At 69.0% G+C, this 24,056-nt stretch carries 25 protein-coding genes; 17 read left to right on the top strand and 8 right to left on the bottom strand.

Annotated features, from left to right (window positions below; translation table 11 throughout):
• Positions 1–102: 102 nt before the first annotated feature.
• The 6 genes from ACWFRF_RS06645 to ACWFRF_RS06620 are packed head-to-tail and all read left to right on the top strand — an operon-like array spanning position 103 to position 5,427.
• A complete protein-coding gene (locus ACWFRF_RS06645; RefSeq protein ID WP_452449134.1) occupies positions 103–1,254 on the top strand; it encodes an acyl-CoA dehydrogenase family protein in 1,152 nt (383 codons plus the stop codon).
• 16 nt (positions 1,255–1,270) lie between these two features.
• Complete coding sequence (gene fabG / locus ACWFRF_RS06640; protein WP_452449133.1) at positions 1,271–2,023, top strand: 3-oxoacyl-ACP reductase FabG; 753 nt, start codon at positions 1,271–1,273, stop codon at positions 2,021–2,023.
• Between the two features lie 16 nt (positions 2,024–2,039).
• Positions 2,040–3,197 carry an acyl-CoA dehydrogenase family protein gene (locus ACWFRF_RS06635; protein ID WP_379314982.1) on the top strand — a complete coding sequence of 386 codons (1,158 nt, stop codon included), beginning with the start codon at positions 2,040–2,042 and terminating at the stop codon, positions 3,195–3,197.
• Positions 3,194–3,472: a thiolase family protein gene (locus tag ACWFRF_RS06630; RefSeq protein WP_379314981.1), complete on the top strand. Its 279-nt coding sequence runs from the start codon at positions 3,194–3,196 to the stop codon at positions 3,470–3,472. The genes ACWFRF_RS06635 and ACWFRF_RS06630 overlap by 4 nt, the downstream gene beginning before the upstream one ends.
• A 9-nt stretch (positions 3,473–3,481) precedes the next feature.
• Positions 3,482–4,975, top strand: coding sequence for a long-chain-fatty-acid--CoA ligase (locus tag ACWFRF_RS06625; RefSeq protein ID WP_452449132.1), 1,494 nt, complete (start codon positions 3,482–3,484; stop codon positions 4,973–4,975).
• Positions 4,972–5,427, top strand: coding sequence for a MaoC family dehydratase (locus tag ACWFRF_RS06620; RefSeq protein ID WP_378988060.1), 456 nt, complete (start codon positions 4,972–4,974; stop codon positions 5,425–5,427). The genes ACWFRF_RS06625 and ACWFRF_RS06620 overlap by 4 nt, the downstream gene beginning before the upstream one ends.
• 49 nt (positions 5,428–5,476) lie before the next feature.
• Here the strand turns inward: ACWFRF_RS06620 and ACWFRF_RS06615 are convergent, their stop codons facing one another.
• Genes ACWFRF_RS06615 through ACWFRF_RS06605 form a run of 3 tightly spaced genes read right to left on the bottom strand, consistent with a single transcriptional unit; the run spans position 5,477 to position 7,007 of the window.
• Complete coding sequence (locus tag ACWFRF_RS06615) at positions 5,477–5,860, bottom strand: VOC family protein (RefSeq protein ID WP_452449131.1); 384 nt, start codon at positions 5,858–5,860, stop codon at positions 5,477–5,479.
• A complete protein-coding gene (locus tag ACWFRF_RS06610) occupies positions 5,857–6,672 on the bottom strand; it encodes a helix-turn-helix domain-containing protein (protein ID WP_379313791.1) in 816 nt (271 codons plus the stop codon). Before ACWFRF_RS06610 ends, ACWFRF_RS06615 begins: the two co-directional genes overlap by 4 nt.
• 29 nt (positions 6,673–6,701) lie before the next feature.
• Entirely contained in the window at positions 6,702–7,007 is a 306-nt protein-coding gene (locus ACWFRF_RS06605) for a thiamine-binding protein (protein ID WP_378627478.1), read from the bottom strand.
• A gap of 98 nt (positions 7,008–7,105) precedes the next feature.
• On the opposite strand from ACWFRF_RS06605, the gene ACWFRF_RS06600 reads away from it, so the two are divergent.
• From ACWFRF_RS06600 to ACWFRF_RS06570, 7 genes are all read left to right on the top strand, one after another.
• A complete protein-coding gene (locus ACWFRF_RS06600) occupies positions 7,106–8,101 on the top strand; it encodes a helix-turn-helix transcriptional regulator (protein ID WP_378988051.1) in 996 nt (331 codons plus the stop codon).
• Positions 8,098–9,081, top strand: coding sequence for a helix-turn-helix transcriptional regulator (locus ACWFRF_RS06595; RefSeq protein WP_452449130.1), 984 nt, complete (start codon positions 8,098–8,100; stop codon positions 9,079–9,081). Before ACWFRF_RS06600 ends, ACWFRF_RS06595 begins: the two co-directional genes overlap by 4 nt.
• Positions 9,078–10,106: a 2-dehydropantoate 2-reductase gene (locus ACWFRF_RS06590; RefSeq protein WP_378988045.1), complete on the top strand. Its 1,029-nt coding sequence runs from the start codon at positions 9,078–9,080 to the stop codon at positions 10,104–10,106. The genes ACWFRF_RS06595 and ACWFRF_RS06590 overlap by 4 nt, the downstream gene beginning before the upstream one ends.
• 92 nt (positions 10,107–10,198) lie before the next feature.
• The gene (gene tatA, locus ACWFRF_RS06585) at positions 10,199–10,471 is read left to right on the top strand and encodes a Sec-independent protein translocase subunit TatA (RefSeq protein ID WP_378627484.1); all 273 of its coding nucleotides are present in this window, start codon (positions 10,199–10,201) and stop codon (positions 10,469–10,471) included.
• Between the two features lie 110 nt (positions 10,472–10,581).
• Positions 10,582–11,535 (top strand): twin-arginine translocase subunit TatC, encoded by a 954-nt coding sequence (gene tatC / locus ACWFRF_RS06580; RefSeq protein ID WP_378627485.1) that lies wholly within the window; start codon positions 10,582–10,584, stop codon positions 11,533–11,535.
• Positions 11,536–11,538: 3 nt separating this feature from the next.
• A complete protein-coding gene (locus ACWFRF_RS06575) occupies positions 11,539–14,238 on the top strand; it encodes a DEAD/DEAH box helicase (protein ID WP_379313793.1) in 2,700 nt (899 codons plus the stop codon).
• Between the two features lie 120 nt (positions 14,239–14,358).
• Positions 14,359–15,081, top strand: a complete 723-nt coding sequence (locus tag ACWFRF_RS06570) for a DUF4333 domain-containing protein (protein WP_452449129.1) — start codon at positions 14,359–14,361, stop codon at positions 15,079–15,081.
• A gap of 114 nt (positions 15,082–15,195) precedes the next feature.
• On the opposite strand, the gene ACWFRF_RS06565 is transcribed toward ACWFRF_RS06570, so the two are convergent.
• The gene (locus tag ACWFRF_RS06565) at positions 15,196–16,170 is read right to left on the bottom strand and encodes a 5'-3' exonuclease (RefSeq protein ID WP_379318814.1); all 975 of its coding nucleotides are present in this window, start codon (positions 16,168–16,170) and stop codon (positions 15,196–15,198) included.
• Positions 16,171–16,267: 97 nt separating this feature from the next.
• Between ACWFRF_RS06565 and ACWFRF_RS06560 the strand changes: the two genes are divergently transcribed.
• Positions 16,268–17,395, top strand: a complete 1,128-nt coding sequence (locus ACWFRF_RS06560; protein ID WP_379315142.1) for a M24 family metallopeptidase — start codon at positions 16,268–16,270, stop codon at positions 17,393–17,395.
• Between the two features lie 64 nt (positions 17,396–17,459).
• Here the strand turns inward: ACWFRF_RS06560 and ACWFRF_RS06555 are convergent, their stop codons facing one another.
• On the bottom strand, positions 17,460–17,858 hold the full coding sequence (locus ACWFRF_RS06555; protein ID WP_378988029.1) for a TIGR03618 family F420-dependent PPOX class oxidoreductase: 399 nt from the start codon (positions 17,856–17,858) through the stop codon (positions 17,460–17,462).
• Positions 17,859–17,968: 110 nt separating this feature from the next.
• Here ACWFRF_RS06555 and ACWFRF_RS06550 point away from each other — a divergent pair, with 110 nt between their 5' ends.
• From ACWFRF_RS06550 to ACWFRF_RS06540, 3 genes are all read left to right on the top strand, one after another.
• A complete protein-coding gene (locus tag ACWFRF_RS06550; protein ID WP_379315143.1) occupies positions 17,969–18,721 on the top strand; it encodes an SDR family NAD(P)-dependent oxidoreductase in 753 nt (250 codons plus the stop codon).
• Positions 18,718–19,986 carry a precorrin-6y C5,15-methyltransferase (decarboxylating) subunit CbiE gene (cbiE, locus tag ACWFRF_RS06545; RefSeq protein WP_379315144.1) on the top strand — a complete coding sequence of 423 codons (1,269 nt, stop codon included), beginning with the start codon at positions 18,718–18,720 and terminating at the stop codon, positions 19,984–19,986. The genes ACWFRF_RS06550 and cbiE overlap by 4 nt, the downstream gene beginning before the upstream one ends.
• A gap of 220 nt (positions 19,987–20,206) precedes the next feature.
• Positions 20,207–20,959, top strand: a complete 753-nt coding sequence (locus tag ACWFRF_RS06540) for a cobalt-precorrin-6A reductase (RefSeq protein WP_378988470.1) — start codon at positions 20,207–20,209, stop codon at positions 20,957–20,959.
• 24 nt (positions 20,960–20,983) lie between these two features.
• On the opposite strand, the gene ACWFRF_RS06535 is transcribed toward ACWFRF_RS06540, so the two are convergent.
• The 3 genes from ACWFRF_RS06535 to cobJ all read right to left on the bottom strand — a co-directional run bounded on the left by ACWFRF_RS06535 (position 20,984) and on the right by cobJ (position 24,054).
• The gene (locus ACWFRF_RS06535) at positions 20,984–21,526 is read right to left on the bottom strand and encodes a PadR family transcriptional regulator (RefSeq protein WP_378988022.1); all 543 of its coding nucleotides are present in this window, start codon (positions 21,524–21,526) and stop codon (positions 20,984–20,986) included.
• Positions 21,527–21,683: 157 nt separating this feature from the next.
• Complete coding sequence (locus ACWFRF_RS06530) at positions 21,684–22,178, bottom strand: ubiquitin-like domain-containing protein (RefSeq protein WP_449965436.1); 495 nt, start codon at positions 22,176–22,178, stop codon at positions 21,684–21,686.
• Positions 22,179–22,455: 277 nt separating this feature from the next.
• On the bottom strand, positions 22,456–24,054 hold the full coding sequence (gene cobJ / locus ACWFRF_RS06525; RefSeq protein ID WP_452449157.1) for a precorrin-3B C(17)-methyltransferase: 1,599 nt from the start codon (positions 24,052–24,054) through the stop codon (positions 22,456–22,458).
• Between the last annotated feature and the right edge of the window lie 2 nt (positions 24,055–24,056).

Raw genomic sequence — 24,056 nt, 5'->3', positions numbered from 1 at the left:
CGAACGGTATCACCGATGCCGAAAATGACTCTTGATTAACCGAACAGCGTTAGGATACGGTGCCCGAGTAAACCTAACGCCGTTTGGTTCAGGAGTGGTTCCGTGGATTTCCAGCTCACCCCCGCGCAGTCCGACCTGCGTGAACTCGCCCGAACGTGGGTGGACAAGGAAGTCGTGCCGTATGCCGCGCAGTGGGATCGCGACGAATCGGTGGACCCGGCGATCGTCGGCAAACTCGGCGCTCTCGGTTTCCTGGGCATCGGGATCGCCGAGCACTACGGTGGCTCCGGCGGCGACACCTTCGACTACTGCCTGCTGCTCGAGGAGCTCGGCCGCGGTGACAGCGCGGTGCGCGGCATCGTGTCGGTCTCGCTCGGGCTGTTCGGCAAGTCGATCGCCGCCTACGGCACCGAGGAGCAGAAGCAGCGATTCCTGCCCGGGATCTGCGCGGGTGAACAGCTCGGCTGTTTCGCGCTGACCGAACCCGGCACCGGCTCCGACGCGGCGAATCTGGACGCCCGCGCCGTCCGCGACGGGTCGGACTGGGTTCTGTCCGGCACCAAGATCTTCATCACCAACGGGACCTGGGCCGATCACGCGCTGGTGTTCGCGCGGACCGGCGGGCCCGGCCCCAAGGGGGTCACCGCGTTCGTGGTGCCGACGGACGCGGCGGGCTTCGGCCGGACCGAGATCAAGGGCAAGCTCGGGCTGCGTGGCCAGGCCACCGCCGAATTCGTCCTCGATCGCGTCCGGGTGCCCGACGCGCTGCGCCTCGGCGAGGAGGGGCAGGGCTTCCGGATCGCGATGTCCGCGCTCGACAAGGGCCGCATCGGGGTCGCGTCCGGGTGCGTCGGCGTGGCCCGGGCCTGCCTCGAAGCCGCGGTGCGCTATGCCGGTGAGCGCGAACAGTTCGGCAAGCCGATCGCCGGTTACCAGCTGGTCCAGGAGCTGCTGTCCGATATCGCCGTCGCGACCGACGCCGCCCGGCTGCTCGCCTGGCGCGCGGCCGATCTCGCCGGCCGCGGGCAAGCCTTCGGCACCGCCGCGTCGATGGCGAAGCTGTTCGCCTCCGAAGCCGCGGTCTCGGCTGCCAACAACGCGATCCAGGTGTTCGGCGGCTACGGCTACATCGACGAATACCCCGTCGCCAAGTATCTGCGTGACGCGCGCGTACTGACTCTCTACGAGGGCACCACCCAGATCCAGAAACTGCTCATCGGGCGCGCCCTCACCGGCGTGAACGCCATTGTCTGACACAGGAGTACGACCCATGACCCACAGAACAGCCTTCGTCACCGGGGCGGCTCGCGGCATCGGCGCGGCCACCGCCGCCCGCCTGGCCGACAACGGATTCGCCGTGGCCGTCGTCGATCTCGACACCGACGCTGCCGTGCTGGCCGCCGGGAAGATCAACGCGGCAGGCGGCACCGCGATCGGCCTCGGTTGCGACGTCGCCGACGAGGCGCAGGTGGCCGACGCCGTCGCGCGTACCGTGGCCGATCTCGGCTCGCTCGACGTGCTGGTGAACAACGCGGGCGTGCTGCGCGACAACCTGCTGTTCAAGATGTCGGTCGAGGACTGGGACACCGTCATGGCGGTGCACCTGCGCGGCGCGTTCCTGTGCAGCAAGGCCGCGCAGAAGCACATGGTGGACAACGGTGGCGGCGCCATCGTCAACACCTCGAGCGTCTCGGCGCTCGGCAATCGCGGCCAGGCCAACTACGCGGCGGCCAAAGCGGGCATCCAGGGCCTGACCCGCACCCTCGCCATGGAACTCGGCCCGTTCGGGATTCGCGTCAACGCGGTCGCCCCCGGCTTCATCGCCACCGAGATGACCGCGGCCACCGCGGCGCGGATGGGCGTGAGTGCCGAGGATTTGCAGGCGAAGACCGCCGAGATCACCCCGCTGCGACGGGTCGGCGTGCCCGCCGACATCGCGAACGTGGTGGCGTTCCTCGCCTCCGACGACGCCGGCTTCGTCACCGGACAGACCGTGTACGTCGACGGCGGACGCCGTCTCTAGATTGCGGAGAAACCCCATGCAGAGAACAGTTTTCACCGACGAGCACGCAGCATTCCGCAAGACCGTGCGGGCGTTCATCGAATCGAAGGTCTCGCCGGTCTACGACCAGTGGTACGAGGCGGGCATCGTGCCGCGCGAGTTCTACGCCGAGCTGGCCGGCCTCGGGGTGTTCGGGATCGAGGTGCCCGAGCAATACGGAGGCGCCGGCATCGAATCGTTCAAGTTCCAGGCGATCCTGCTGGAGGAAACCACCCGGGCCGGTGTGTCTTTCGGCGGCTCCGGCGTGCACGTGGGCCTGTGTCTGCCGTATCTGAAGAACCTCGCGACCGATGAACAGAAGCAGCGCTGGCTGCCGGGATTCGTCTCGGGCGAGATCATGTTCGCGATCGCGATGACCGAGCCCGGCACCGGATCCGATCTCGCCGGAATGCGCACGACCGCACAGCTGTCCGAGGACGGCACGCACTATGTGCTCAACGGGTCGAAGACCTTCATCACCGGCGGTGTGCACGCCGACCGGGTGATCGTCTGCGCGCGGACCGCTCCGCCGTCGGAAACGGATCGCCGCCACGGGATCTCGCTGCTCGTGGTCGATACGAAGTCGCCGGGGTACGCGGTGGGACGCAAGCTGGACAAGCTGGGTCTGAAGGTTTCCGACACCGCCGAGCTGTCCTTCACCGACGTGCGGGTTCCGGTGTCGGACCTGCTGGGGGAGGCGAACAAGGGGTTCAGCTACCTGGGCCGGAATCTGCCGCAGGAACGGCTCTCGATCGCCCTCGGCGCCTATGCCCAGGCCAAGGCGGCGATCCGGTTCACTCTCGAGTACACCAGGGGCCGTGACGTTTTCGGCAGGCCGGTCGCGCAGTTCCAGAACACCAAGTTCGAACTGGCCGCTTGCCAGGCCGAGGTCGATGCCGCCGAGGCGGTCGTCGACCGGGCGCTGGAGGCCCTCGACCGCGAGGAACTCACCGCCGCCGACGCGGCCTCGGCCAAACTGTTCTGCTCCGAGGTGGCTTCGCGAGTGATCGACCGCTGCCTGCAACTGCACGGCGGCTACGGCTACATCAACGAGTACCCGGTGGCCCGCCTGTATGCCGACAACCGGGTCAACCGGATCTACGGCGGCACCAGCGAGGTGATGAAGATGATCATCGCCAAGGACATGGGCTTGTGACCGGCACCGCGTATCTGGCCGACGGCGTGCGGACGCCGTTCGGCCGGTACGGGGGCCCGCTGGCCGAGGTTCAACCTGATGACCTTGCCGCACAAGCGATCACGGCCCTGGTGCAGCGGCTGCCGAGCGTGGATTTCGGCGCAGTCGACGACGTGGCGCGGTTGTCGTCGATCGTGACGAGCATCCGTGACCGGTGCGGTGTTCGCCCCCGGTTGCCATCGCATCCAGCCCCGCCTTGTGCGGTGGCCACTGCTTTCCGCCAACGTTGTCGTTAGGAACCACCCGTGAACGCCACACTTTCCCTGGCGAGCATCCTCGCCGAACCCGCCCGCCGCCGCCCGCATCACCTCGCGCTGATCGAGGGTGAGCACCGCATCACCTTCGCCGATCTGTGGCGCGAAGCCCGCGAACAGGCCGGCGCCCTGATCGCGCGTGGTGTGCAACCCGGCGACCGGGTAGCGCTGCTGTGTCCCAATACTGTCGATTTCCCGCGCGCCTATTTCGCCGTCCTCGCCGCGGGCGCGACGGTGGTGCCCGTCCATCTGCTGCTCACCGCGCCGGAGATGGAATACGTGCTGCGTGACAGCGGTGCCTCGCTGCTGATCTGTCATCCGATGGTCGCGGCGACCGGGAGCGAAGCGGCGAGGAACGTGGGCATCGATGTGGTGGCGCCGGAAGAGCTTGCCGGCACGGCGATCTCGAACTTCGTCTCGCGTGGCCCGCTCGATACGGCGGTCGTCTTCTACACCAGTGGCACCACCGGTACACCCAAGGGCGCCGAGCTGAGCCATCTCAACATGGTGATGTGCGCGACGGTGAACACCTTCGACGCCAACGAGATCCACCGCGACGACATCGCCCTCGGCGCGCTGCCGCTGTTCCACGTGTTCGGGCAGACGGTATCGATGAATTCGCAGTGGCGGGTGGGCGGCACCCTGGTGCTGATGCCGAGATTCGACGCGGCCGCGGCGGTGTCGCTGATGGCGGCCGAGCGGGTCAACCTGTTCCACGGCGTGCCCACCATGTATCTGTCGTTGATCGAAGCGGCGGGTTCGGCGCCGGTACTGCCCGAGCTGAAACTCTGTATCAGCGGTGGCGCAGCGCTGCCCGTTGCCGTGCTCGAGGAATTCGAGCGGGTCTTCCACGCGCCGGTACTCGAGGGTTATGGCCTGTCGGAGACCTCGCCGACCGCCGCGGTGAACCAGCCGTGCTTCGGTACCGAGGCCGGCACCGTCGGACATCCGGTGTGGGGCGTCGACGTGGAGATCGCCGATCCCGCGATCGCCGACCGCATCGAACTGCTGCCGGTCGGCGACGTGGGCGAGGTGGTGGTGCGCGGGCACAACGTGTTCAGCGGCTACACCGGCAGGCCGGAAGCCACCGCCGCGGCCGTGGTCGACGGCTGGTTCCGGACCGGTGACCTCGGCACGAGGGACGACACCGGTCGGGTGCGCATCGTCGACCGGATCAAGGAGATGATCCTGCGCGGCGGATTCAATGTGTATCCGACCGAGGTCGAAGCGGCCCTGATGCGGCACCCGCGGATCGCGCAGGTGGCGGTGATCGGGGTGCCCGACCCCCATTACGGTGAGGAGGTCGTGGCGGTCGTCGTGCCCGAGGGCGCGCTGACCGAGCGGGAAGTGATCGACTTCGCCAAGCAGCAGGTCGCGAAGTACAAGTACCCGCGCCGCGTCGAATTCGTGACCGAGCTACCCCTCGGCCCCACCCATAAAGTTCTCAAACGCGCACTGCGCCAACGTTTCGGAGGAACGGCATGACCACGGATTTCGCTGATGTCGACGCGCTGCGGGCGGCGGTCGGCACCGAACTCGGCCCCAGCGACTGGATCACCGTCGACCAGCGTCGCATCGACCTGTTCGCCGAGGCCACCGACGATCACCAGTGGATCCACGTCGACGCCGAGCGCGCCGCCGCGGGCCCCTACGGAACCACCATCGCCCACGGCTTCCTCACCCTGTCGCTGATCGTGCCGATGACCCAGCAGATCATGACCGTCAGCGCGGCGAAGGCAGGCATCAACTACGGCCTCGACCGAGTCCGCTTCCTCACTCCCGTCCCGGTCGACAGCCGTATTCGCGCCCACCTCACGCTCACCGAGGTCACCGAGGTCACCGGCGGCGTCCAAGTCCACCGTCACGTCACCGTCGAGCTCGAAAACGCCGACCGCCCAGCGTGTGTGGCCGACTCGATCGCCCGCTGCATGCTGTGAGATCCGGCTGTGGCGAGGGCACCCGCACTCGCCACAGCGGCCCGGTGGCCTATCGCAGTTCGCCGCTGAGGACCCAGAGGTGCCCGAAGGGGTCCTTCACCCTGCCCTGTCGCTTGCCGTAGGGACGGTTGCCGACGGGGATCACGACCTCGGCTCCGTGCTGGGCCATCCGCTGCGCTGTCGCGTCGGGATCGGCGACAGTGAGCACGAGCAGTACCGGCGAGCCACCCACCGATTCCGGGTCGGCCCACCCCCACTCCTCGGCACTGTGTGCCAGCGCGAACACGACGGAGCCGAGCGTGAGTTCGGCGTGGTGCACCACCGCGTCCTCGGCGACGCGCAGACTCACCTCGGCTCCGAGCACCTGGGTGTAGAAGGTGATCGCGGCGTCCGCGTCGGAGACCAGCAGCTTCGGGACCAGTTGGCTGTTCATGTTTCCCATGGTCGTGGAACCGGGCTTTGCCTGCCTTGTAGATTTCGGCCCTCTTCCGCGAGCCAGTCGGTCGGCGTGGTGTTCATGAGGTCGCGGAACTCGCGCACGAGGTGGCTCTGATCGTGGTAGCCCGACTCGGCCGCCACCTGGGCCCAGGACGTTGCGCCCGTGCCTGCGCGGTGAACCGCGCACTCGAGACGGGCCACGCGGGAGGCGAATTTCGGGGTGACCCCCAGCGAGCGTCGCATCACCTCGCGCAGACGCCGGGCGCTCAGGTGTACGTGGTCGGCGAGATCGTCGACCGACGCCGTTCCACCACCGGCTCTGATCAGATCCAGCGCGCGCAGGGCGTGGTCGGCGGTGGTGTCGTACCCGGCCCGGTTCAGCTGGTCGAGCAGCCGAATGCGCAGAACAGCCTCGCGTCGAGCGGCCGGGTGCTCCGCCAACTCCTCGCACATCGAACGCACCCACGGCAGTACGGCGTCGGCGATCACACCGCCCGCGTCCACTTCACTGAGCGGCATGCCGATCAGGCGGCGCAGGGCCGACGCCGACAACTCGACATAAGCCGTCGGCTGCCGCGGCAGCAGGGTGGTGACCGGCGTCGCGAGCCCCGGCCGCATCAAGCCGGCCACGACAGCCTGCGTGCGCAAGGTCTGTCCGCCGTAGTCGACCTCGAGCGGAGCCCCGAGACCGACAACGAGTCGAGCCGACAAGGTGGGGACGGCCCGATGTGCCCGAGCGGGGCCGACGTGCTCGCTGATCGACACCACGCCGATGCCCGCGGCACGGCATGCCGGACGGAGGTTCACCCTCGCATTCTCGCACCCGTGGGCGTCGGCTACCCGTCGGCGAGATAGCGCTCGACCGTGTCGACCTTGCTGTGCAGCGCGTCGGTGACCCCGGGTCGGATATCGGCCTTGAGGACCAGGCTGCAGCGGGGTGCGGTGACCAGGATGGCGTCGGTGGCGGCTTTGATCACTGCCATCACCTCGTCCCATTCGCCCTCGAGGGTGGTGAACATCGCGTCGGTGCGGTTCGGCAGGCCGGAAGCGCGGACCACCCGGACGGCCGCGGCGACCGCTTCGCCGACCGAGCCGTCGTGGTGGGCGGAACCGCTGGGCGCAACGGAGAAGGCGACGAGCATCGTGATCCTTTCGGCGGGTGGGTTCCATGGTCGCGGGACCGTGGCCCAAGTGTGCGCCGACGCGCGGGGGAGCGGGCGCGACCATTACCCTCTATCGAGTGGCGATATCCAAGGTCGAGCGGCTGATGAATCTGGTCATCGCGCTGCTGTCGACCAGGCAGTTCCTGAGCGCGGAACGTATTCGCGCCAGCGTGGCCGGTTACGAGGACTCCGCGACCGACGAGGCGTTCAGCCGGATGTTCGAGCGCGACAAGAACGAACTGCGTGATCTGGGCATCCCGCTGGAAGTCGGTCCGGTGGGACGGTTCTCGACACTCGAGGGGTACCGGATCAACCGGGACGCCTACGAGCTGCCCGATATCGACCTGTCCAGCGAGGAAGCCGCGGCGGTCGCCGTCGCGGTGCAGATGTGGGCCTCACCGGAATTGGCGGGCGCGGCCGAGGGCGCGCTGTTGAAGCTGCGCGCGGCCGGGGTCACCGTCGAGACCGACAACGTCGGGGTGTCGGTGCCCGCGGTGCCCGCCCGCACCCGAGGGTCGGAGCCGGTGTTGCGGGAACTCCTCGCGGCGATCGACGCGGGGCAGGCGGTGCGATTCGGCCACCACAGCGCCGTCACCGATCCGTTCGTGACCCGCGATGTCGAACCGTGGGGGGTGGTCACCCGGCACGGGCGCTGGTATCTGGTCGGCCACGACCGCGAACGTGACGCCGTTCGCACGTTCCGGCTCTCGCGGATCGGTGGACAGGTGCGGCCGTACGGTCCGGTCGACGCGGTCCACAAGCCCGCGCACACCGATCTGCGCGCGATCGTCGACCGGGTCACCGGCGACGCTCCCGTCACCGGGTCGGCCACCGTGTGGGTCGCCAAGGGTCGCGGTCGCGAATTGCGCCGCATCGGCACCGAAGTCGACACCCGTGACCTGGGCGGACGTCCCGGCTCGGTGCTCGCGGTGCCGGTCCGATCCCGCGACTGGGTGGCCCGGCTGATCACCGGCCTCGGTCCCGATGTTCTCGTTCTGGAACCACCGGAACTGCGCGCCGACGTGATGAACCGGCTACGTTCGGTACTCGACCACACGGAGGTCACGTCGTGAGTTCGCGTCTGTCCCTACGCCTTTCGCGCCTGCTGAACATGGTGCCGTACCTGCTCGCGCACCCGGGTATCAGCGCGGCCGAGGCCGCCGCCGAACTGGGTGTCACCACCAAACAGCTGATGAGCGACCTCAATCAGCTGTGGATGTGCGGGTTGCCGGGCTACGGTCCCGGCGATCTGATCGACCTGTCGTTCTCCGAGGAGAGCATCGAGGTCACCTTCTCGGCCGGGATCGAACGGCCGCTACGGCTGACCTCCACCGAGGCCACCGCGCTGCTGGTGGCGCTGCGCTCGATCGTGGAGATGCCGGGCATGGTCGATCCGACCGCCGCACACGCCGCCATCGCCAAGATCGAATCGGCGATCGCCAGCACCGACGCCGTCGTCACCGGCAAACCGGTCGATGTCCCCGTCGAGAAGCCGGTGGTCGCGACCGTGCGCTCCGCGCTCGCCGACGCGCGAGCCCTGCGCCTGGTCTACTACTCCGCCAGCCGCGACGAGGTGTCCGAACGTATCGTCGACCCGATTCGCGTGGTGCTGGTCGACAACAACAGCTACCTGCAGGCCTGGTGCAGGCAGGCCGAAGGCGTTCGCCTGTTCCGGTTCGATCGGATCGAGGACGCCACCGAACTCGACGAACCCGCCCGTGCGCCGAGCCACGCCGCCAACGACGCCGCGGCACTCGACCTGTTCCAGGACGACCCCGACGTGCCGCTGGCCCGGCTCCGGATCCGCGCCGACTACGCCTGGGTGCTCGACCAGTACCCCATGCACCGCATCGAATCGCGCGCCGACGGCAGCATCGAGGCGGGCATGCGCTTCGCGTCACCGGACTGGATGGCTCGGCTGCTGCTCGGCTTCGGCACCGGCGTCACCGTGCTCGGGCCACCCGAACTGGTGGCGGCGGTGCGCCTGCGCGCCGACGCCGCCCTGGCCGCCTACGCGGCCGCCGGACTGGTGGGGGAGACCGAACCCGCGTGAGTCAGCGAGTACTGGTCCTCGGCGCGGGCAGCGTCGGGGTTTTCATCGGCGGTCACCTGGCCGCCGCGGGCATGGAAGTGATCTTCGTCGGCCGTCAGCGGATCCTCGACGACATCGCCGAACACGGCCTGCGCCTCACCGATCTGGACGGCGGTTCTACCGAGGTGACGCCCGACCGGTTCGGCCTCGCGCTCGAGCCCGACGAACCCGAGCTGGCCGACCTGGTCCTGGTGACGGTGAAATCGGCCGACACCGCCGCCGCGGTCCGTGCCGTCGCGGGCCGATTACGCCCCGGCACGCCGGTCGTGAGCCTGCAGAACGGCATCGGCAACGCCAGTGTGATCAGAGAGATTCTGCCGACCAGCATCGCCCTGGCCGGGATGGTGATGTTCAATGTGGTGCACAGCGGTCGCGGGTGTTTCCACCGCGCCAGCGACGGCGACCTCGCGATTCAGGACGACCCGGTCGTCGACCGCTTCGCCGACCGTTTCCGGGCGGCCGGACTGCCGCTGCGCCGCCACCGCGATCTGCGTCCGGTGCAATGGGCGAAACTGCTGCTCAATCTGAACAACCCGATCAACGCGCTGTCGGGCAAGCCGCTGCGTGAGGAACTCGCCGAGCGTGACTACCGCCGCTGCCTCGCGCTGACCCAGTCCGAAGCCCTCGCCGTGATGAACACTGCGCGAATTCGGCCCGCGCAGCTCACCCCCGTTCCACCCGAGTTGATGGTGCATTTGCTGCGCGTTCCCGACGCGGTCTTCCGGCGGGTGTTCGGGCGCGTGCTCGCCATCGATCCGCTCGCCCGTTCGTCGATGGCCGATGACCTCGCGCTCGGTCGGCGGACCGAAATCGCGTGGTTGTGCGGGGAAATCGTGCGCCTCGGCGACATGGTCGGGCACCCGACGCCGGTCAACCGGCGGTTGACGGAGCTGATCAGGATCGCCGAGTCCGGCGACACCGCCCGGTTCACCGGAAGCCGGTTGTTCGCCGAGCTGACCGGGGCGGCGGCGGCTGTCGCGGGTTGAACGCGTGGCGAACACCGCTGCGGCTCGGCGTCCACCACGCTCCGAACCCAGGTAGCATCGGTAATCACCACAGTCTTTGGAGGTATCTGATAATGGGCACGTTCAGCTGGACGCACCTGCTGATCATCGCGTTGCTGTTCGTTCTGCTCTTCGGCGCGAAGCGGCTTCCCGACGCGGCACGCGGTCTCGGCCGCTCGCTGCGGATCTTCAAGAGCGAGGTCGGGCAGATGCAGGCGGAGTCGTCGGCATCCGACGCACCGGCGGCCACCCCGGCCACCCCCGCGCCGCAGCAGCAGCTGTCCGCGTCGGCGCCGCAGGCACAGACCCCGATCGTCGAACCGCAGCAGGGCCACAAAACCCTCTGACCTCGGCCATCACCCCGGAGCGGTAGTCATCGCTCCGGGGCGAAGTGCTGTCTCGTCAGAAGTTGCCGCCGAGCATCCGCCGAACCGAGGGTTAGAGGCCACCACCCACCATGCGCATCCCGTTCGATCCCCGGCGCACCAAGCGCAGGACGAATCCCGACGGCACCATGTCGTTGGTCGAGCACCTGCAGGAACTGCGCACCCGGCTGCTGCTGGCACTGGCCGCCATCGCGGTGACCACCCTGATCGGCTTCTTCTGGTACGCGCACACCCTCTTCGGGATGGAGAGCCTGGGCGAGATCCTGCGCGGCCCCTACTGTGCGCTGCCCGAATCGGCGCGCGCCAGCCTGACCCCCGACGGCGCCTGCCGATTGCTCGCCACGGGCCCCTTCGACCAGTTCATGCTCCGGTTGAAGGTCGGGTTCACCGCCGGTGTGGTGATCGCGACCCCGTTCTGGCTGTACCAGCTGTGGGCGTTCATCACCCCGGGGCTGTACGCGAAGGAACGCAAGCTCGCGGTCGGGTTCGTGGTGACCGGTTCGGTGCTGTTCGTGACGGGTGCCGTGCTCGCCTACGTGGTGGTCTCGCACGCGTTGTCGTTCCTGATGACCATCGGCGACAACGTCCAGATCACCGCGCTCAGCGGTAATCAGTACTTCGGTTTCATCATCCAGCTGCTGATCATCTTCGGCGTCAGTTTCGAGACGCCGCTGATCATCATCGGGCTGAACCTGGTCGGCGTGCTGCCCTACACCAAGCTCAAGGCGTGGCGGCGCGGGATGATCTTCGGTCTGTTCGTCTTCGCCGCGATCGTCACACCGCAGGACCCGTTCTCGATGCTGGCGCTGGCGATCGCGCTGACCGTGCTGTTCGAGTTCGCCGTGCAGTTCGCGCGGTTCAGTGACGCGCGCAAGGCCCGCCGGGAAGAGAAGGAGGGCTGGGGCACGCTCGACGACGAACAGGCCTCTCCACTCGAGACCCCCGAGCCGGTGGCGTCCGCCGATCCGGTGAGCGAGCCGGAGAAAACCGCGCGCCCGGTGTCGGACTACTCCGATACGCTCTGAGGGGTGACCGACACTCCGGGGCTGCCCAGCGAACTGGCGAAATTCGCCGGTGAAATCTCGTTCGATCTGGACCCCTTCCAGAGCACCGCGTGCGCGGCGCTGGAAGACGGGCACAGCGTGCTCGTGTGCGCCCCGACCGGAGCGGGCAAGACGATCGTCGGTGAGTTCGCCGTGCACATGGCGCTGGCCTCGGGCGGAAAGTGCTTCTACACCACGCCGATCAAGGCGCTGTCGAATCAGAAGTTCGCCGATCTCACCGCCCGCCACGGCCGCGACAGTGTCGGCCTGCTCACCGGTGACCAGTCGATCAACCCCGGCGCGCCGGTGGTCGTGATGACCACCGAGGTGCTGCGCAACATGCTCTACGCGTCCTCGGACTCGCTGCACGGTCTGTCCTACGTGGTGATGGACGAGGTGCACTACCTGGCCGACCGGTTCCGGGGCGCGGTGTGGGAGGAAGTGATCCTGCACCTGCCACCGGATGTGCGGCTGGTGAGCCTGTCGGCGACGGTATCCAACGCCGAGGAGTTCGGCGCCTGGATGGAGACCGTGCGCGGCGACACCGCGGTGGTGGTCGACGAGACCAGGCCGGTGCCGCTGTGGCAGCACGTGATGGTCGGCCGGCGGATGTTCGACCTCTTCGACACCAAGTCCAGCGACCGCAAGGTCGTGGTCGACGAAGATCTCGTGCGGTTCATCCGCCAGCGCGAGAGCGCCGACCGGATGCACGGCTACGGCGGTCCGCGTGGGCGTGGTGGACGCGGCGGCAATTTCCGCCCGTTGCCGCGACCGGATGTCCTGGCGCGCCTCGACGAGGAAAACCTGCTGCCCGCGATCACCTTCATCTTCAGCCGCGCGGGCTGCGACGGCGCGCTGGCCCAGTGCCTGCGCGCCCGCCTCGATCTGAGCCGTCCCGGCGAGGCCGCGCAGATCGACGAGATCATCGAGAAGCACACCGGTGACCTGCCCAAGGGCGATCTGGAGGTCCTCGGCTACTGGGAGTGGCGCGAGGCGCTGCAGCGCGGCCTGGCCGCCCACCACGCCGGCATGCTGCCCGCGTTCCGGCACACCGTCGAGGAACTGTTCGTCAAGGGGCTGGTGCGCGCGGTGTTCGCCACCGAGACCTTGGCACTGGGCATCAACATGCCCGCCCGCACGGTGGTGCTCGAGCGGCTGGTGAAGTTCAACGGCGAAACCCATGCCGAGCTCACCCCCGGCGAGTACACCCAGCTCACTGGTCGTGCGGGGAGGCGCGGTATCGACGTCGAGGGCCACGCGGTGGTGCTGTGGCAGCCCGAGGTCGACACCAGTGCGGTGGCAGGCCTCGCCTCCACCCGCACCTATCCGCTGCGCAGCTCGTTCCGGCCCGGCTACAACATGTCGATCAACCTGATCGACCGGATGGGTGCCCAGGAAGCCCGAACGCTGCTCGAACGGTCGTTCGCCCAGTTCCAGGCCGACCGGTCGGTCGTGGGGCTCGTCCGTGGGATCGAACGCAACGAGGGCGCGCTGCGCAAGCTGGAGAGTCAGCTCGGCGGCGTCGACGGCGATTTCATGGAGTATCTGTCGCTGCGTGACCGGATCAAGCAGCGCGAGCGCGATATCCAGCAGCAGGGGCGGGCAGACCGGCGCGGTGCCGCGGTGAAAGCGCTGATCGGGTTGCGTCGCGGCGACGTGGTGTCCATTCCCGTGGGCAAGCGTTCCGGGCTCGCGGTGATCCTCGAACCCGACCAGACGCCCGGCGATCCGCGTCCACTGGTATTGACCGAGGACCACTGGGCAGGCCGGGTGTCCGCGGCCGATTTCCCGGAGCCCGCCGAAGCGCTCGGGCGCATGGATCTGCCGCGCCGGGTCGATCATCGGACCGCGCGCATCCGCCGCGACCTGGCCTCGGCATTGCGCGGCACCGGAATCTCGGCTCCGCGCCGTGGCAAGCGCAACGATCGTGTTCGCGGCGGCGAAGATCGTCAGCTCTCGACGCTGCGGCGCAGTCTGCGGTCCCATCCCGCGCACAATCGTCCCGATCGGGAGCAGCTGAGCCGCACCGGCGAGCGGTATTCGCGGCTCGCCCGCGAGACCGAGACGATGCGCCAGAAAGTTGCCGCCACCACGAATTCGCTGGCGCGCACGTTCGATCGGATCGTCGGGCTGCTCGAGGAACGCGGCTTCGTCGCCCACGGTGAGGTGACCGCCGACGGCAGGCGCCTGGCCCGAATCTATGCCGAGAGCGATCTCGTGGTCGCCGAGGCCCTGCGCCAGGGTCTGTGGCGCGGACTCGGCCCGGCCGAACTCGCGGCGGTGGTGTCGACACTGGTCTACGAATCGCGCCAGGAAACCGGCCTGCTGATGCCGGCGGGACCGACCGATCCGATCCGCCGTGCGGTCGCGGCCACTATCGAAGTGTGGTCGGATCTGCGCTCCGACGAGGTGCGACACAAACTTCCGCCCACCCGCGAACCCGATCTGGGGTTCGTCACCGGGGTCTACAAGTGGGCGCGCGGTGATGCGTTGGCCGAGGCGTTGCTGGCCAGCGGCGACCACGGTACGACGATGTCGGCGGGCGATTTCGTGCGGTGGTGCAGGCAGGTGATCGACCTGCTCGATCAGATCCACAACACCGCCGACGACCCCGAGATCGCGTCCACCGCCGCCAAGGCGGTGCGTGCGGTACGGCGGGGTGTCGTCGCGGTGGACGCCGCGTAGTCGGCACGTCTGTGATTTGATTTCTTCGCGTACCGACCGTGAGGCGGATGTCGTGCGAATGCGGCAGGCCCGGCGCGGGGGGCTACCGTATGGACTAATGATGCGAGTGGAGGCGAGTGGATGAGCGGCCCTTACGGACCGAACAACCCCGGGGAGGGGAACAACGATCCCACCCAGCACTGGGGGGGTCAGCAGGGGGCCGGTGGCGCCGGTCCCACCGAGCACTGGGGTGGCGCGCAGCAGCCGCCACAACAGGGCGCCCAGCCCACCCAGCAGTGGAAAGACCCGAACGCGCAGCAGCCACAGCAGCCGTGGGGACAACAGCCCCAGCAGCCGCAGCAGCCGTGGGGCCAGCAGCCGCAGCAGCCGACCGGGCCGCAGCAGCAGTGGGGCCAGACCCAGCCGCCGCCGCAGGACTGGAACAACCAGGCCGCCAACGCGCCGCAGCAGTGGGGTCAGCCCGCGCCGCAGCAGCAGTGGGGCCAGCAGCCCGCCCCGCAACAGCAGTGGGGCCAGCAGCCGTCCTCCGGTGGCAAGAGCAAGGGCCTGATCATCGGGCTCATCGCCGCGGGTGTGCTCGTGGTCGCCGCCGTGATCGGTCTGATCCTGGTCGTGTTCTCCTCGGACGAACTCGACAACGCGGCCGTGCAGGACGGTGTCTCGCGCGTGCTGAAGGACTCCTACGGCATCGCCGACGTCTCCGATGTCAGCTGCCCCTCCGGCCAGGCGGTGGAGGTCGACGCGACCTTCACCTGTGACCTGAAGGTCAGTGGCGAGGCGAAGAAGGTCACCGTCAAGATCACCAAGGAAGACGGCACCTACGAGGTCGGCCGCCCCAACTAGGCGCTCGCACTGTGTTTTCCGGGCCGTCCGCGACTACGCGGGCGGCCCGGTGTCGTTTCCGGCGGCGCAGATGCGGACGGGCGGTGGCGCCGTCGCGAACTCGTCGCGGGCGGGTCAGCCGGTGTGTGCCGCGGTCAGTGCGGTGACCAGGCGGGTGATCGGGCTCTCGGCGTTGTACTCGGCGGCCAGCGCGAGCAGCCGGTCGGGGTCAGCGGGGGTGGTGGGCAGGACGTCCGGACGCGACAGGATCACGTCGGCGTCGCGGACCACCCGCACGACCGGAGCGGCGACCTTCAGATAGTCCTGTGCGGCAACGAGTTTCGCGCGCACACCCTTGGCGATATCGGAATCGGGATCAGCGACGGCGTCCATGAGCGCGTCGAGCGAGCCGAACCTCGTGATCAGCTGGGCGGCGGACTTGTCGCCGATGCCCGCCACGCCGGGCAGGCCGTCGGAGGCGTCGCCGCGCAGGGTCGCCATGTCGGCGTAGGCCGGTCCCGCGTTCTGTTCGGGCACACCGTATTTCGCCGAGAGTTCCGCGGGGCCGAACAGTTCCGCCTTGGCCAGACCGCGACCGACGTAGAGCACGCGGACCGGTGGGGCGGGCTCGTCGCGCACCAGCTGCAGCAGGTCGCGGTCGCCGCTGACGACGACAACCGGGTCGGTGCGCTCCCGGCTGGCGAGGGTGCCGAGCACATCGTCGGCCTCGAGGCCTTCCGCGCCGCCGGTGGCGATGCCCGCCGCCTCGAGTACTTCGAGGATCATCTCGACCTGCGGGGTGAGCGTGTCGGGCACTTCCTCCGCGCCGGGCGCCGCGCTGGTGCTGGTGTCGAGTCGGTGCGCCTTGTAGGAGGGCACCAGGGCCACCCGGAACGGGGGCCGCCAATCGAGGTCGAGCCCGACCACGAGCCTGCTCGGACGATGCTTGGTGACCAGCGAGGCCACCATGTCGGTGAAGCCGCGCAGCGCGTTCACCGAGCGGCCGTCCGCGCCCCTGAGCTTGTCGGGGATGGCGTAATAGGCGCGGAACCAGAGGCTGGCGCCGTCGAGGATCAACAGGGGTCCACGGGTGCTCTCGTCAGCGGTCACCCGGTGATTGTGCCCCGAACCACCGACACCGTGGCCGTGGCCGTGCCGATGGGCTTCGGTGGCTGCCCTCGGTGCGGGGCGGGTAACGTCGGATCCTATGAGCGCGCACACGGATGCCAGGTTCGCGGCGAAGGTCTACGGTCAGCGGCTGGAGCGGGCGGTCGAGTTGATGCGCGCGGCGCATCTGGACGCCCTGCTGATCACTCCGGGCCCCGACCTGCGGTACCTGATCGGTTCGGCCGCGGAATCCTTCGAGCGGCTCACCTGCCTGGTGATCCCGGCCGACGGATCCACGCCCTCGGTGGTCATCCCGAAACTCGAGCTGGCCTCCCTCGCCGATTCCGCGGCGGGCGAACTCGGCCTGCAGGTGCTCGACTGGGTCGACGGCGTCGATCCGTACCAGCTGGTCCGCTCGATTCTGCACGCCGGTTCCCGCATCGCGGTCGCCGATGCCATGCCCGCGCTGCACCTGATCCCGCTCGCCGAATCGACCACCGGTCTGCCCGCCTCGGCGACGCCGGTGCTGCGCGAGTCGCGAATGGTCAAGGACGAGGCCGAGATCGACGCGCTGCGCCGGGCGGGCGCGGCCATCGACCGCGTGCACGCGCGGATGGGCGAGTTCCTGCGGGCCGGTCGCACCGAGGCCGAGGTGAGCGCCGATATCACCGCCGCGATCGTCGAGGAAGGCCATACCGAGGCGGCGTTCGTCATCGTGGGCAGTGGACCGCACGGCGCCGACCCGCACCACGAGGTCTCCGATCGCGTCATCGAGCAGGGCGATGTGGTGGTCATAGACATCGGTGGCCCCGTCGAACCCGGCTACTACTCGGACTCGACCCGCACCTATGTTCTCGGCACCCCGCGCCCGGAGATCGTCGAACAGGTGGCGGTCTTGGAGGCCGCCCAGGCCGCCGCGGTCGCGGCGGTGCGGCCGGGGGTGAGCGCGGAATCCATCGACGCCGCCGCCCGCAGCGTGCTCGCCGACGCGGGCCTCGGCGACGCCTTCATCCACCGCACGGGCCACGGCATCGGCCTGTCGGTGCACGAGGAGCCCTACATCGTGGCGGGCAACGACCTGGTGCTCGAGCCGGGCATGGCGTTCAGCATCGAGCCGGGAATCTACTTCCGCGGCGAATGGGGCGCGCGGATCGAGGACATCGTGGTCGTCACAGACGACGGTGTGGAGTCGATGAACAATCGGCCGCACGGCCTGACGGTGCTGTAAGCGGTCGGGGTACAGCACTGCCGTAGCGGCACACGCCCGCACTGCGCTGTGCGGGTTCGCGAGGCTATTTCAACGTGCCAGACGACAACACCCGGCGCACCTGGATCGCGACGACCACCCGTGTCGGGTTCTCGCGGGGCACCCGGTAGCGCTCGGTGTAGCGACGCACGGCTTCGGCGACGTCGGCGCTGTCGTGGAGTACCGTCGCCGGTCCTTCGAGGGTCAGCCAGCGCGGCCCCTCGACCTGGCTCACCGCCGCGTAGCCGCTTCGTCCGGCATTGCGTGCCTTCACCGACGCGCCGTCGGTGATCACGCGAGCGATCCCGCTCTCCGGATCCCAGGTGAAACCCACGGCGACCACGTGCGGGGTGCCGTCGGCGCGCAGCGTGGTGAGCGTGGCCAGATGCCGCTCGGTGACGAACGCGAGGGCAGCGGGGGACAGCTGTGCGGTGGCGGTCGGCATGCCGGAAACGGTAGCCGGGCCGACCGGCGCGTCGCTGCGCGGGTTCGCGCCGTGCACGCAACAGAGGCAGGCCGGCACCGGCCGGACGGGCCGGATGACAGACTGGCGCTATGGGAATGCAGCAGAACGATGGGCCGGTGCTGGTCCTGGGCGGGCGCAGTGAGATCGGCGTCGAAGTGGCGCGCAGGCTGGCACCCGGACGGGTGGTGATCCTGGCCGCTCGCCGTGCCGATGCGTTGGCGGCCGAGGTCGAGCAGGTGCGCGCGGCGGGTGCGACCGCCGTGCACACCGTGGAATTCGACGCCGACGAGACCGCCACCCACGCGCCCCTGCTGGACAAACTGGCCGCCGAGCACGGTGGCATCGCGACAGCGGTGCTCGCCTTCGGCGTCCTCGGCGATCAGGATCGCGCCGAACACGACCCGGCGCACGCGGTGGCGGTCGTGCACACCGACTTCGTCGCCCAGGTCAGTGTCCTCACGACCCTGGCGACCGTGATGCGTGCGCAGGGATCCGGCCAGATCGTCGTCTTCAGCTCGATCGCGGGCGTGCGCGTGCGGCGGGCGAACTATGTCTACGGTTCGGCCAAAGCGGGCCTGGACGGCTTCGCCAGCGGCCTCGGCGACGCCCTGCACGGCACGGGCGTGCAGCTGTTGCTGGTGCGTTCGGGCTTCGTGATCGGGCGCATGACCACCGGCATGGAACCCGCGCCCCTGGCCATTACTCCCGACCAGGTCGCCGACGCCGTGGTCCGCAGTCTCGGCAAGGGCGCCACCCGGGTCGCGGTGCCGGGCCGACTTGCCATCGCCTTCTTCGTGATGCGCCTGCTCCCGCAATCGGTCTGGCGTCGGATGCCACGGTGACCGCGTCCGGCGACGCGGCGGCGGACTGGACCGGCCACCCGATCGTGGTGGCCGGCATCGGGGCCGACGGTTGGGCGGGTCTGGGGGAGAACGTCCGCCGGGAAATCGGGGACTGTGACGTGGTGTTCGGCTCCTCGCGCCAACTGGCGCTGCTCCCGGCCGGCGATATCGAGCGGGTGCCGTGGCCCACGCCGCTGCTGCCCGCCCTGCCGGAGTTGTTCGGGCGCAATGCCGGTCGCCGCATCGGCGTGCTGGCCAGCGGTGATCCGATGTTCTACGGCATCGGTGTCACCCTGGCGCGCCGGTTCGGCCCGGCGGCGCTGCGGGTGTTCCCGCAGCCCTCCTCGGCGTCGCTGGCGTGCGCGCGGCTCGGGTGGCCACTGGCCGAAACCCCGGTGGTGAGTGTGGTTGCCCGGCCATTGCCCACCGTCGTGCCCGAATTGTCCGAGGGTCGGCGGATTCTCGTCCTCAGCGAAGACGAGACGACGCCGAGCCGAATCGCGGAAATGCTGTGCGACAAGGGATTCGGCGCTTCATCGCTGACGGTTCTCGAGCAACTCGGCGGCCCCGCCGAACACTGCCACACCGGCTCCGCGGCTACCTGGTCACACCCGCCCGGCGACCCGCTCAACATTGTCGCCATCGACTGCCGCGCCGATCCCGATACGCGTCGTGACACCCGATTGCCCGGTCTGGCCGACGCTGCCTTCGCCGGTGACGGCCAGCTCACCAAAGCCGAGGTTCGCGCCCTCACCGTCACCGCTCTCGCCCCCGCACCGGGGGAAATGCTGTGGGATATCGGCGGCGGGTCGGGCAGTATCGCCATCGAATGGTGCCGTACCCATCCGCTGTGCCGCGCCGTCACGTTCGAGCGGCTGCCTGCTCGCCGGGAACAAATCGCGACCAATATCACCGCCCTCGGGGTGCCGGGAATAACGATACGCGGTGAGGTGCGCTCAGAGTTAGCCGAGGAAAATATCTCGGCTCCGGACGCCGTATTTCTCGGTGGCGGTCTCACCCAGCACGGCATGTTCGAGCAGTGCTGGCAGCGGCTGCGCCCCGGCGGCCGCCTGGTCGCCAACGCGGTCACCGCGGAATCGGAAGCGCTGCTGCTCGACTGGTCGGCGCGGTTCGGCGGAACCCTGCGCAAATTTCAGATCTATCGGGGTGAACCGCTCGGCGGGTTCACGGCCTGGCGACCGCACTTGCCGGTCGCTCAGTGGATTGTCCGAAAACCCGCTGGTCGCCGGAGTGTGGACGCTTAGCACCGATCACGGTCAGATCACGCGCAGATCACGGTGAATCCGTTCCCGCAGGGTCCGCGCGCCGTAAAAGTTTCGGACCGAACGTGTAGAACCCACGGCTCGGGGGTAGGGTCGTTGCCGTTCCGGGTAATCCCCCCGGTTCGTTTTCCACGATGGAGAGTTACATGAAGTACTCGAAGTTCGATGGTGATGCCGGCGCTGATGATTTCGGAGGGCTGTCCTGAGAGTTTTGATCCTCGGTGGCACCGGCGAAGCCAGGGAGTTGGCGCGCAGAGCGTCCGGTGAGCGTGGACTCGACATCGTGTCCTCCCTCGCTGGTCGAGTCGCCAATCCGCGGCTGCCGGTCGGTGCGGTCCGCGTGGGTGGGTTCGGTGGTGTCGAGGGCCTCCGAACCTGGCTACGCGAGAACGCGATCGACGCTGTCGTGGACGCGACCCATCCCTTCGCCGCGCAGGTGAGTGCGCACGCCGCCACCGCCGCGGCCGAGCTGGATATCCCGGCGCTGCATCTGCGCCGCCCCGAGTGGGTGCAGCGGCGCGGTGACCTGTGGACGCGCGTGCCCGATCTCGCCGCGGCGGCCGCGGCACTGACCGCGCGCGACGAACAGGTCCTGCTGACCATCGGCCGCCAGGGCGTCGGCGCGTTCGTCGGCTGCACGGGCCACGGTTTCGTCATCCGCTCCATCGATGCCCCCGAGGTCCCGCTGCCGCCGCGCGCCAAACTGTTGCTGGCGCGTGGGCCGTTCACGTTCGACGAGGAACTCGTGCTGATGTCGCGGCATCGCATCGATGTGCTGGTCACGAAGAACAGTGGCGGCGAGCAGACCGAGGCGAAGATCTTCGCTGCCCGCACCGCGGGGCTGCCGGTGATCATGATCGACCGGCCACCGCTGCCCGCGGGCGCCGTCACCGTGGCCGAGGTCGGCGACGCGGTCGAGTGGTTGCGTGAGTCCGCATCGCACCGGGTGCGCTGAACCGGGCGGCGGGACCGAACTCCGTCAGCGCGGGTTCGGCGGCGTGAAGATGGTCGGCAGCTGGTCGAACCAGTGCAGGACCGCGCGCTCGTAGGCGATGCCGAATTCGAGAGTCGCGCGCTGGTGAGGAGCCAGGGCGGTCTCGTCTTCGTCGAGGTAGCGGTCGAGGCGATCTTGATGAATGTTCTTGTTGGCGGCGATGATCCGATCGCGATGCGCGGGATCCAGGTGCTCGCCGAAGGACAGCGTGAGCAACAGCGGCACGCGGATGGTCTCGGCGCCGGGATCGCGCCCGATCCACTCGGCGAAGGCCTCGCGCCCGATATCGGTGATCCGGTACGGCGTGCGCTCTCTGGCGCCGCGTTCGCCTTTGGTCACCAGACCCGCGGCGTCCATCGTGGACAGTTCGCGATAGACCTGGCTCTGGGTGATGGTCCAGAAGTCGCCGATGCGTTGCTGGGCCTGCGTGGCGAGATCCCAGCCCGACTTCGGGCCCTCGTGCAGGAACCCGAGTAGCGAGGCCGCGGTGGAGTTCAGTGGGCGGCGTCGAGTCGCGGTGTCGGTCAACGGTCAACTCCCTTCGAACTACATTCCTAAGTGGAATGTTACGCCTGGGTGCGCAGTCCACCAATAGTGCCGGTGTTGCGGCGCGTTCGCCGGACCGGGGTGCGGCGGTGGTGCTCGCGCGCTGAGCACCACCGCCGCGGTGATCGACTCGTCAGGCTCAGGCCAGCGCGAGGTTCACGATGTCACCGTCGGCCAGTTCGTAGGACGCCAGAGTGTTGGCGTCCTCGAGCTTGACCTCGCTCTCGGTGATGAGCTGCTGATCGGCCGCCGGAACGCCGGTCTGCTCCTGGATGAGGGCCTTGAGGTCCTTGACGGTCGCCGTGGTGTCGATATCGACCGCGATGGGCTCGCCGTCCAAGCCGTTGACCGTCAAGGTGATGCTGGAGGCACCCTCGGCGAGAGGCGCTCCGGGCAAGCCGGGCAATGCAGGCAGCCCGGGCGCTGCGGGTGCCGCGGGAGCCGCGGGTGCGACGGGGTCCGCTTGCGTCTGCGCTTCGGGAGCCGGCGCTGAGGGCGCAGGCGGGGCCGGGGGAGCGGGCGCCTGGGCGGCCGCGGTGACCGGAACCGCCATGGCGGCGGCTATCAGGCCGACCGTCACACCGCGCCGTAATCGGGTACCGAGCGTGTTCTGTGCGTGGTGCTGAACTCTCATCGTGGTGAATCCTTTCATCGTCCTCGTGGGACGCGTTGGGGAATCGAACCAGGAAACGAGCTGTCAGACTGGTGTGCATGCGGGCATGCCCGCGGAACAAGTGTGCCATCGCACGGGCGTGTCGCCGGGCCTCGCGGGCCACGGGGGTTGCCGATGATCGCGGAAGTCTCGGTCGGTCGCGGGGTCGCCGGGGTCGTCCGCGGTGCTGATTCGGCGGCCGTTCGGCCCGGGTGACGCGGGGTACCGACCGTGCGGTTCGTGGACTGTCCGGCGCGGACTACCGGCTCGGTACCGACCCATACCTACGCGAAGTAAAAACGCGGGTGCCTTCCGGCGTGTCGAACATGGTGGTGGTCGATGATCCGATGATCAGCAGGGTGCGCATGTCGACCTCGTCGGGATCGAGCTCACCGAGAGTGGTCACCCGGACGGATTCGGTGGGCCCGCCGACGTCGCGGCCCAGCACCACCGGCGTGTGCGGCGGGCGGTGTTCGAGCAGGACCTCGCGCATGGCGCCGACCTGCCAGCGGCGCTGCGACGAGGCCGGGTTGTAGATCGCGATGGCCATATCGGCCGCCGCGACCGCCGAAAGGCGTTGTGCGACGACCTCCCACGGCTTGAGCCGATCCGACAGCGAGATCATCGCGTAGTCGTGCCCGAGCGGTGCGCCGACCCGGCTGGCCACCGCGTTGGCGGCCGTCAGGCCGGGCAGCACCCGCACTGGGACATCCTGGAACTGCGGTTCGGCCGACACCTCGAGAACGGCGGCCGCCATCGCGAAAACGCCGGGATCGCCCGAGGACACCACCGCGACGCGCGCGCCCCGCTTGGCCAGGTCCAGTGCCATCGCGGCGCGCTCGGATTCGACCTTGTTGTCGCTGGCGTGCCGTCGCTGACCCGCCCGCTCGGGGACGCGATTGATGTAGGTGGTGTACCCGACGAGGTCCGTCGCCTCCGCCAACGCGGCAGTGACCTGCGGCGTCGTCCAGTCCGCGTCGCCGGGCCCCAGACCGACGACGACGACTTCGCCCGGCGCCTCCGCTGATGCATCCGGCGAGATTTCCGGACGGCCAGGCGCCGCAGTCGCGGTGCCTGTGCGGTCGTCGGCGGCGGTGGGCTGACGGACGGAAGCGCCGCGCGCGGGGATCACGGTGGTCGGCGTCGGACCCGGGACCAGGGTGATCGAGAAGTACGGCACGTCGGCCTCGTCGACGTCGGCCGCGGCGAGCACTCGCTGACGAGTGCTGCTCGCGCGTTCGACGTAGTACGCGTCGGCCAACCGGCCGGAATCCGAGAGTGCCTGGCGTACTCCGGGAAACGTGCGACCCAGCTTCATGATCGCGGCGGCGTCGGTCTCGCGCAGCCGCTCGGTCAGCTCCTCGACGGGCATGGTGCCGGGCAGCACCGTCAGCACTTGCTCACCCTCCACCAGTGGAGTTCCCAGCGCCGCGGAGGCCGCGCTCACCGAGGTGATGCCGGGGATGATCTCGGCCTCGAATCGATCGGCCAGCCGCCGGTGCATGTGCATGTAGGAGGAGTAGAACAGCGGATCACCGGCGGCGAGCAACGCGACGGTGCGCCCCGCGGCCAGATGGGTGGCCAGCCGCGCGGCCGCCTGCTCGTAGAATTCGTCGATCGCGCCCTGGTATCCGCCGGGATGGTCGGTGGTCTCCACGGTCACCGGGTAGACCAGGTGCTCCTCGATCTGCCCGGCGCGCAGATACGGCTCCGCGATGGCGCGGGAGATGCTGCGGCCGTGCTTGGCGCTGTGGAACGCGACCACATCGGCTTCGGCGATGAGCCGGGCGGCCTTCACCGTCACCAGTTCCGGATCGCCGGGACCGAGGCCGATACCCCACAGTTTGCCGGTGCTGATCT

The organism is Nocardia sp. NPDC055165, from assembly GCF_053606985.1.
This window is presented reverse-complemented; position numbering and strand designations above follow the sequence as displayed.

Coding starts and splice junctions, on each gene's coding strand:
- fabG (WP_452449133.1), top strand. CDS start 1,271: ATGACCCACAGAACAGCCTTCGTCACCGGGGCGGCTCGCGGCATCGGC.
- ACWFRF_RS06635 (WP_379314982.1), top strand. CDS start 2,040: ATGCAGAGAACAGTTTTCACCGACGAGCACGCAGCATTCCGCAAGACC.
- ACWFRF_RS06620 (WP_378988060.1), top strand. CDS start 4,972: ATGACCACGGATTTCGCTGATGTCGACGCGCTGCGGGCGGCGGTCGGC.
- ACWFRF_RS06615 (WP_452449131.1), bottom strand. CDS start 5,860: ATGAACAGCCAACTGGTCCCGAAGCTGCTGGTCTCCGACGCGGACGCC.
- ACWFRF_RS06605 (WP_378627478.1), bottom strand. CDS start 7,007: ATGCTCGTCGCCTTCTCCGTTGCGCCCAGCGGTTCCGCCCACCACGAC.
- tatA (WP_378627484.1), top strand. CDS start 10,199: ATGGGCACGTTCAGCTGGACGCACCTGCTGATCATCGCGTTGCTGTTC.
- tatC (WP_378627485.1), top strand. CDS start 10,582: ATGCGCATCCCGTTCGATCCCCGGCGCACCAAGCGCAGGACGAATCCC.
- ACWFRF_RS06570 (WP_452449129.1), top strand. CDS start 14,359: ATGAGCGGCCCTTACGGACCGAACAACCCCGGGGAGGGGAACAACGAT.
- ACWFRF_RS06560 (WP_379315142.1), top strand. CDS start 16,268: ATGAGCGCGCACACGGATGCCAGGTTCGCGGCGAAGGTCTACGGTCAG.
- ACWFRF_RS06555 (WP_378988029.1), bottom strand. CDS start 17,858: ATGCCGACCGCCACCGCACAGCTGTCCCCCGCTGCCCTCGCGTTCGTC.
- ACWFRF_RS06550 (WP_379315143.1), top strand. CDS start 17,969: ATGGGAATGCAGCAGAACGATGGGCCGGTGCTGGTCCTGGGCGGGCGC.
- ACWFRF_RS06530 (WP_449965436.1), bottom strand. CDS start 22,178: ATGAGAGTTCAGCACCACGCACAGAACACGCTCGGTACCCGATTACGG.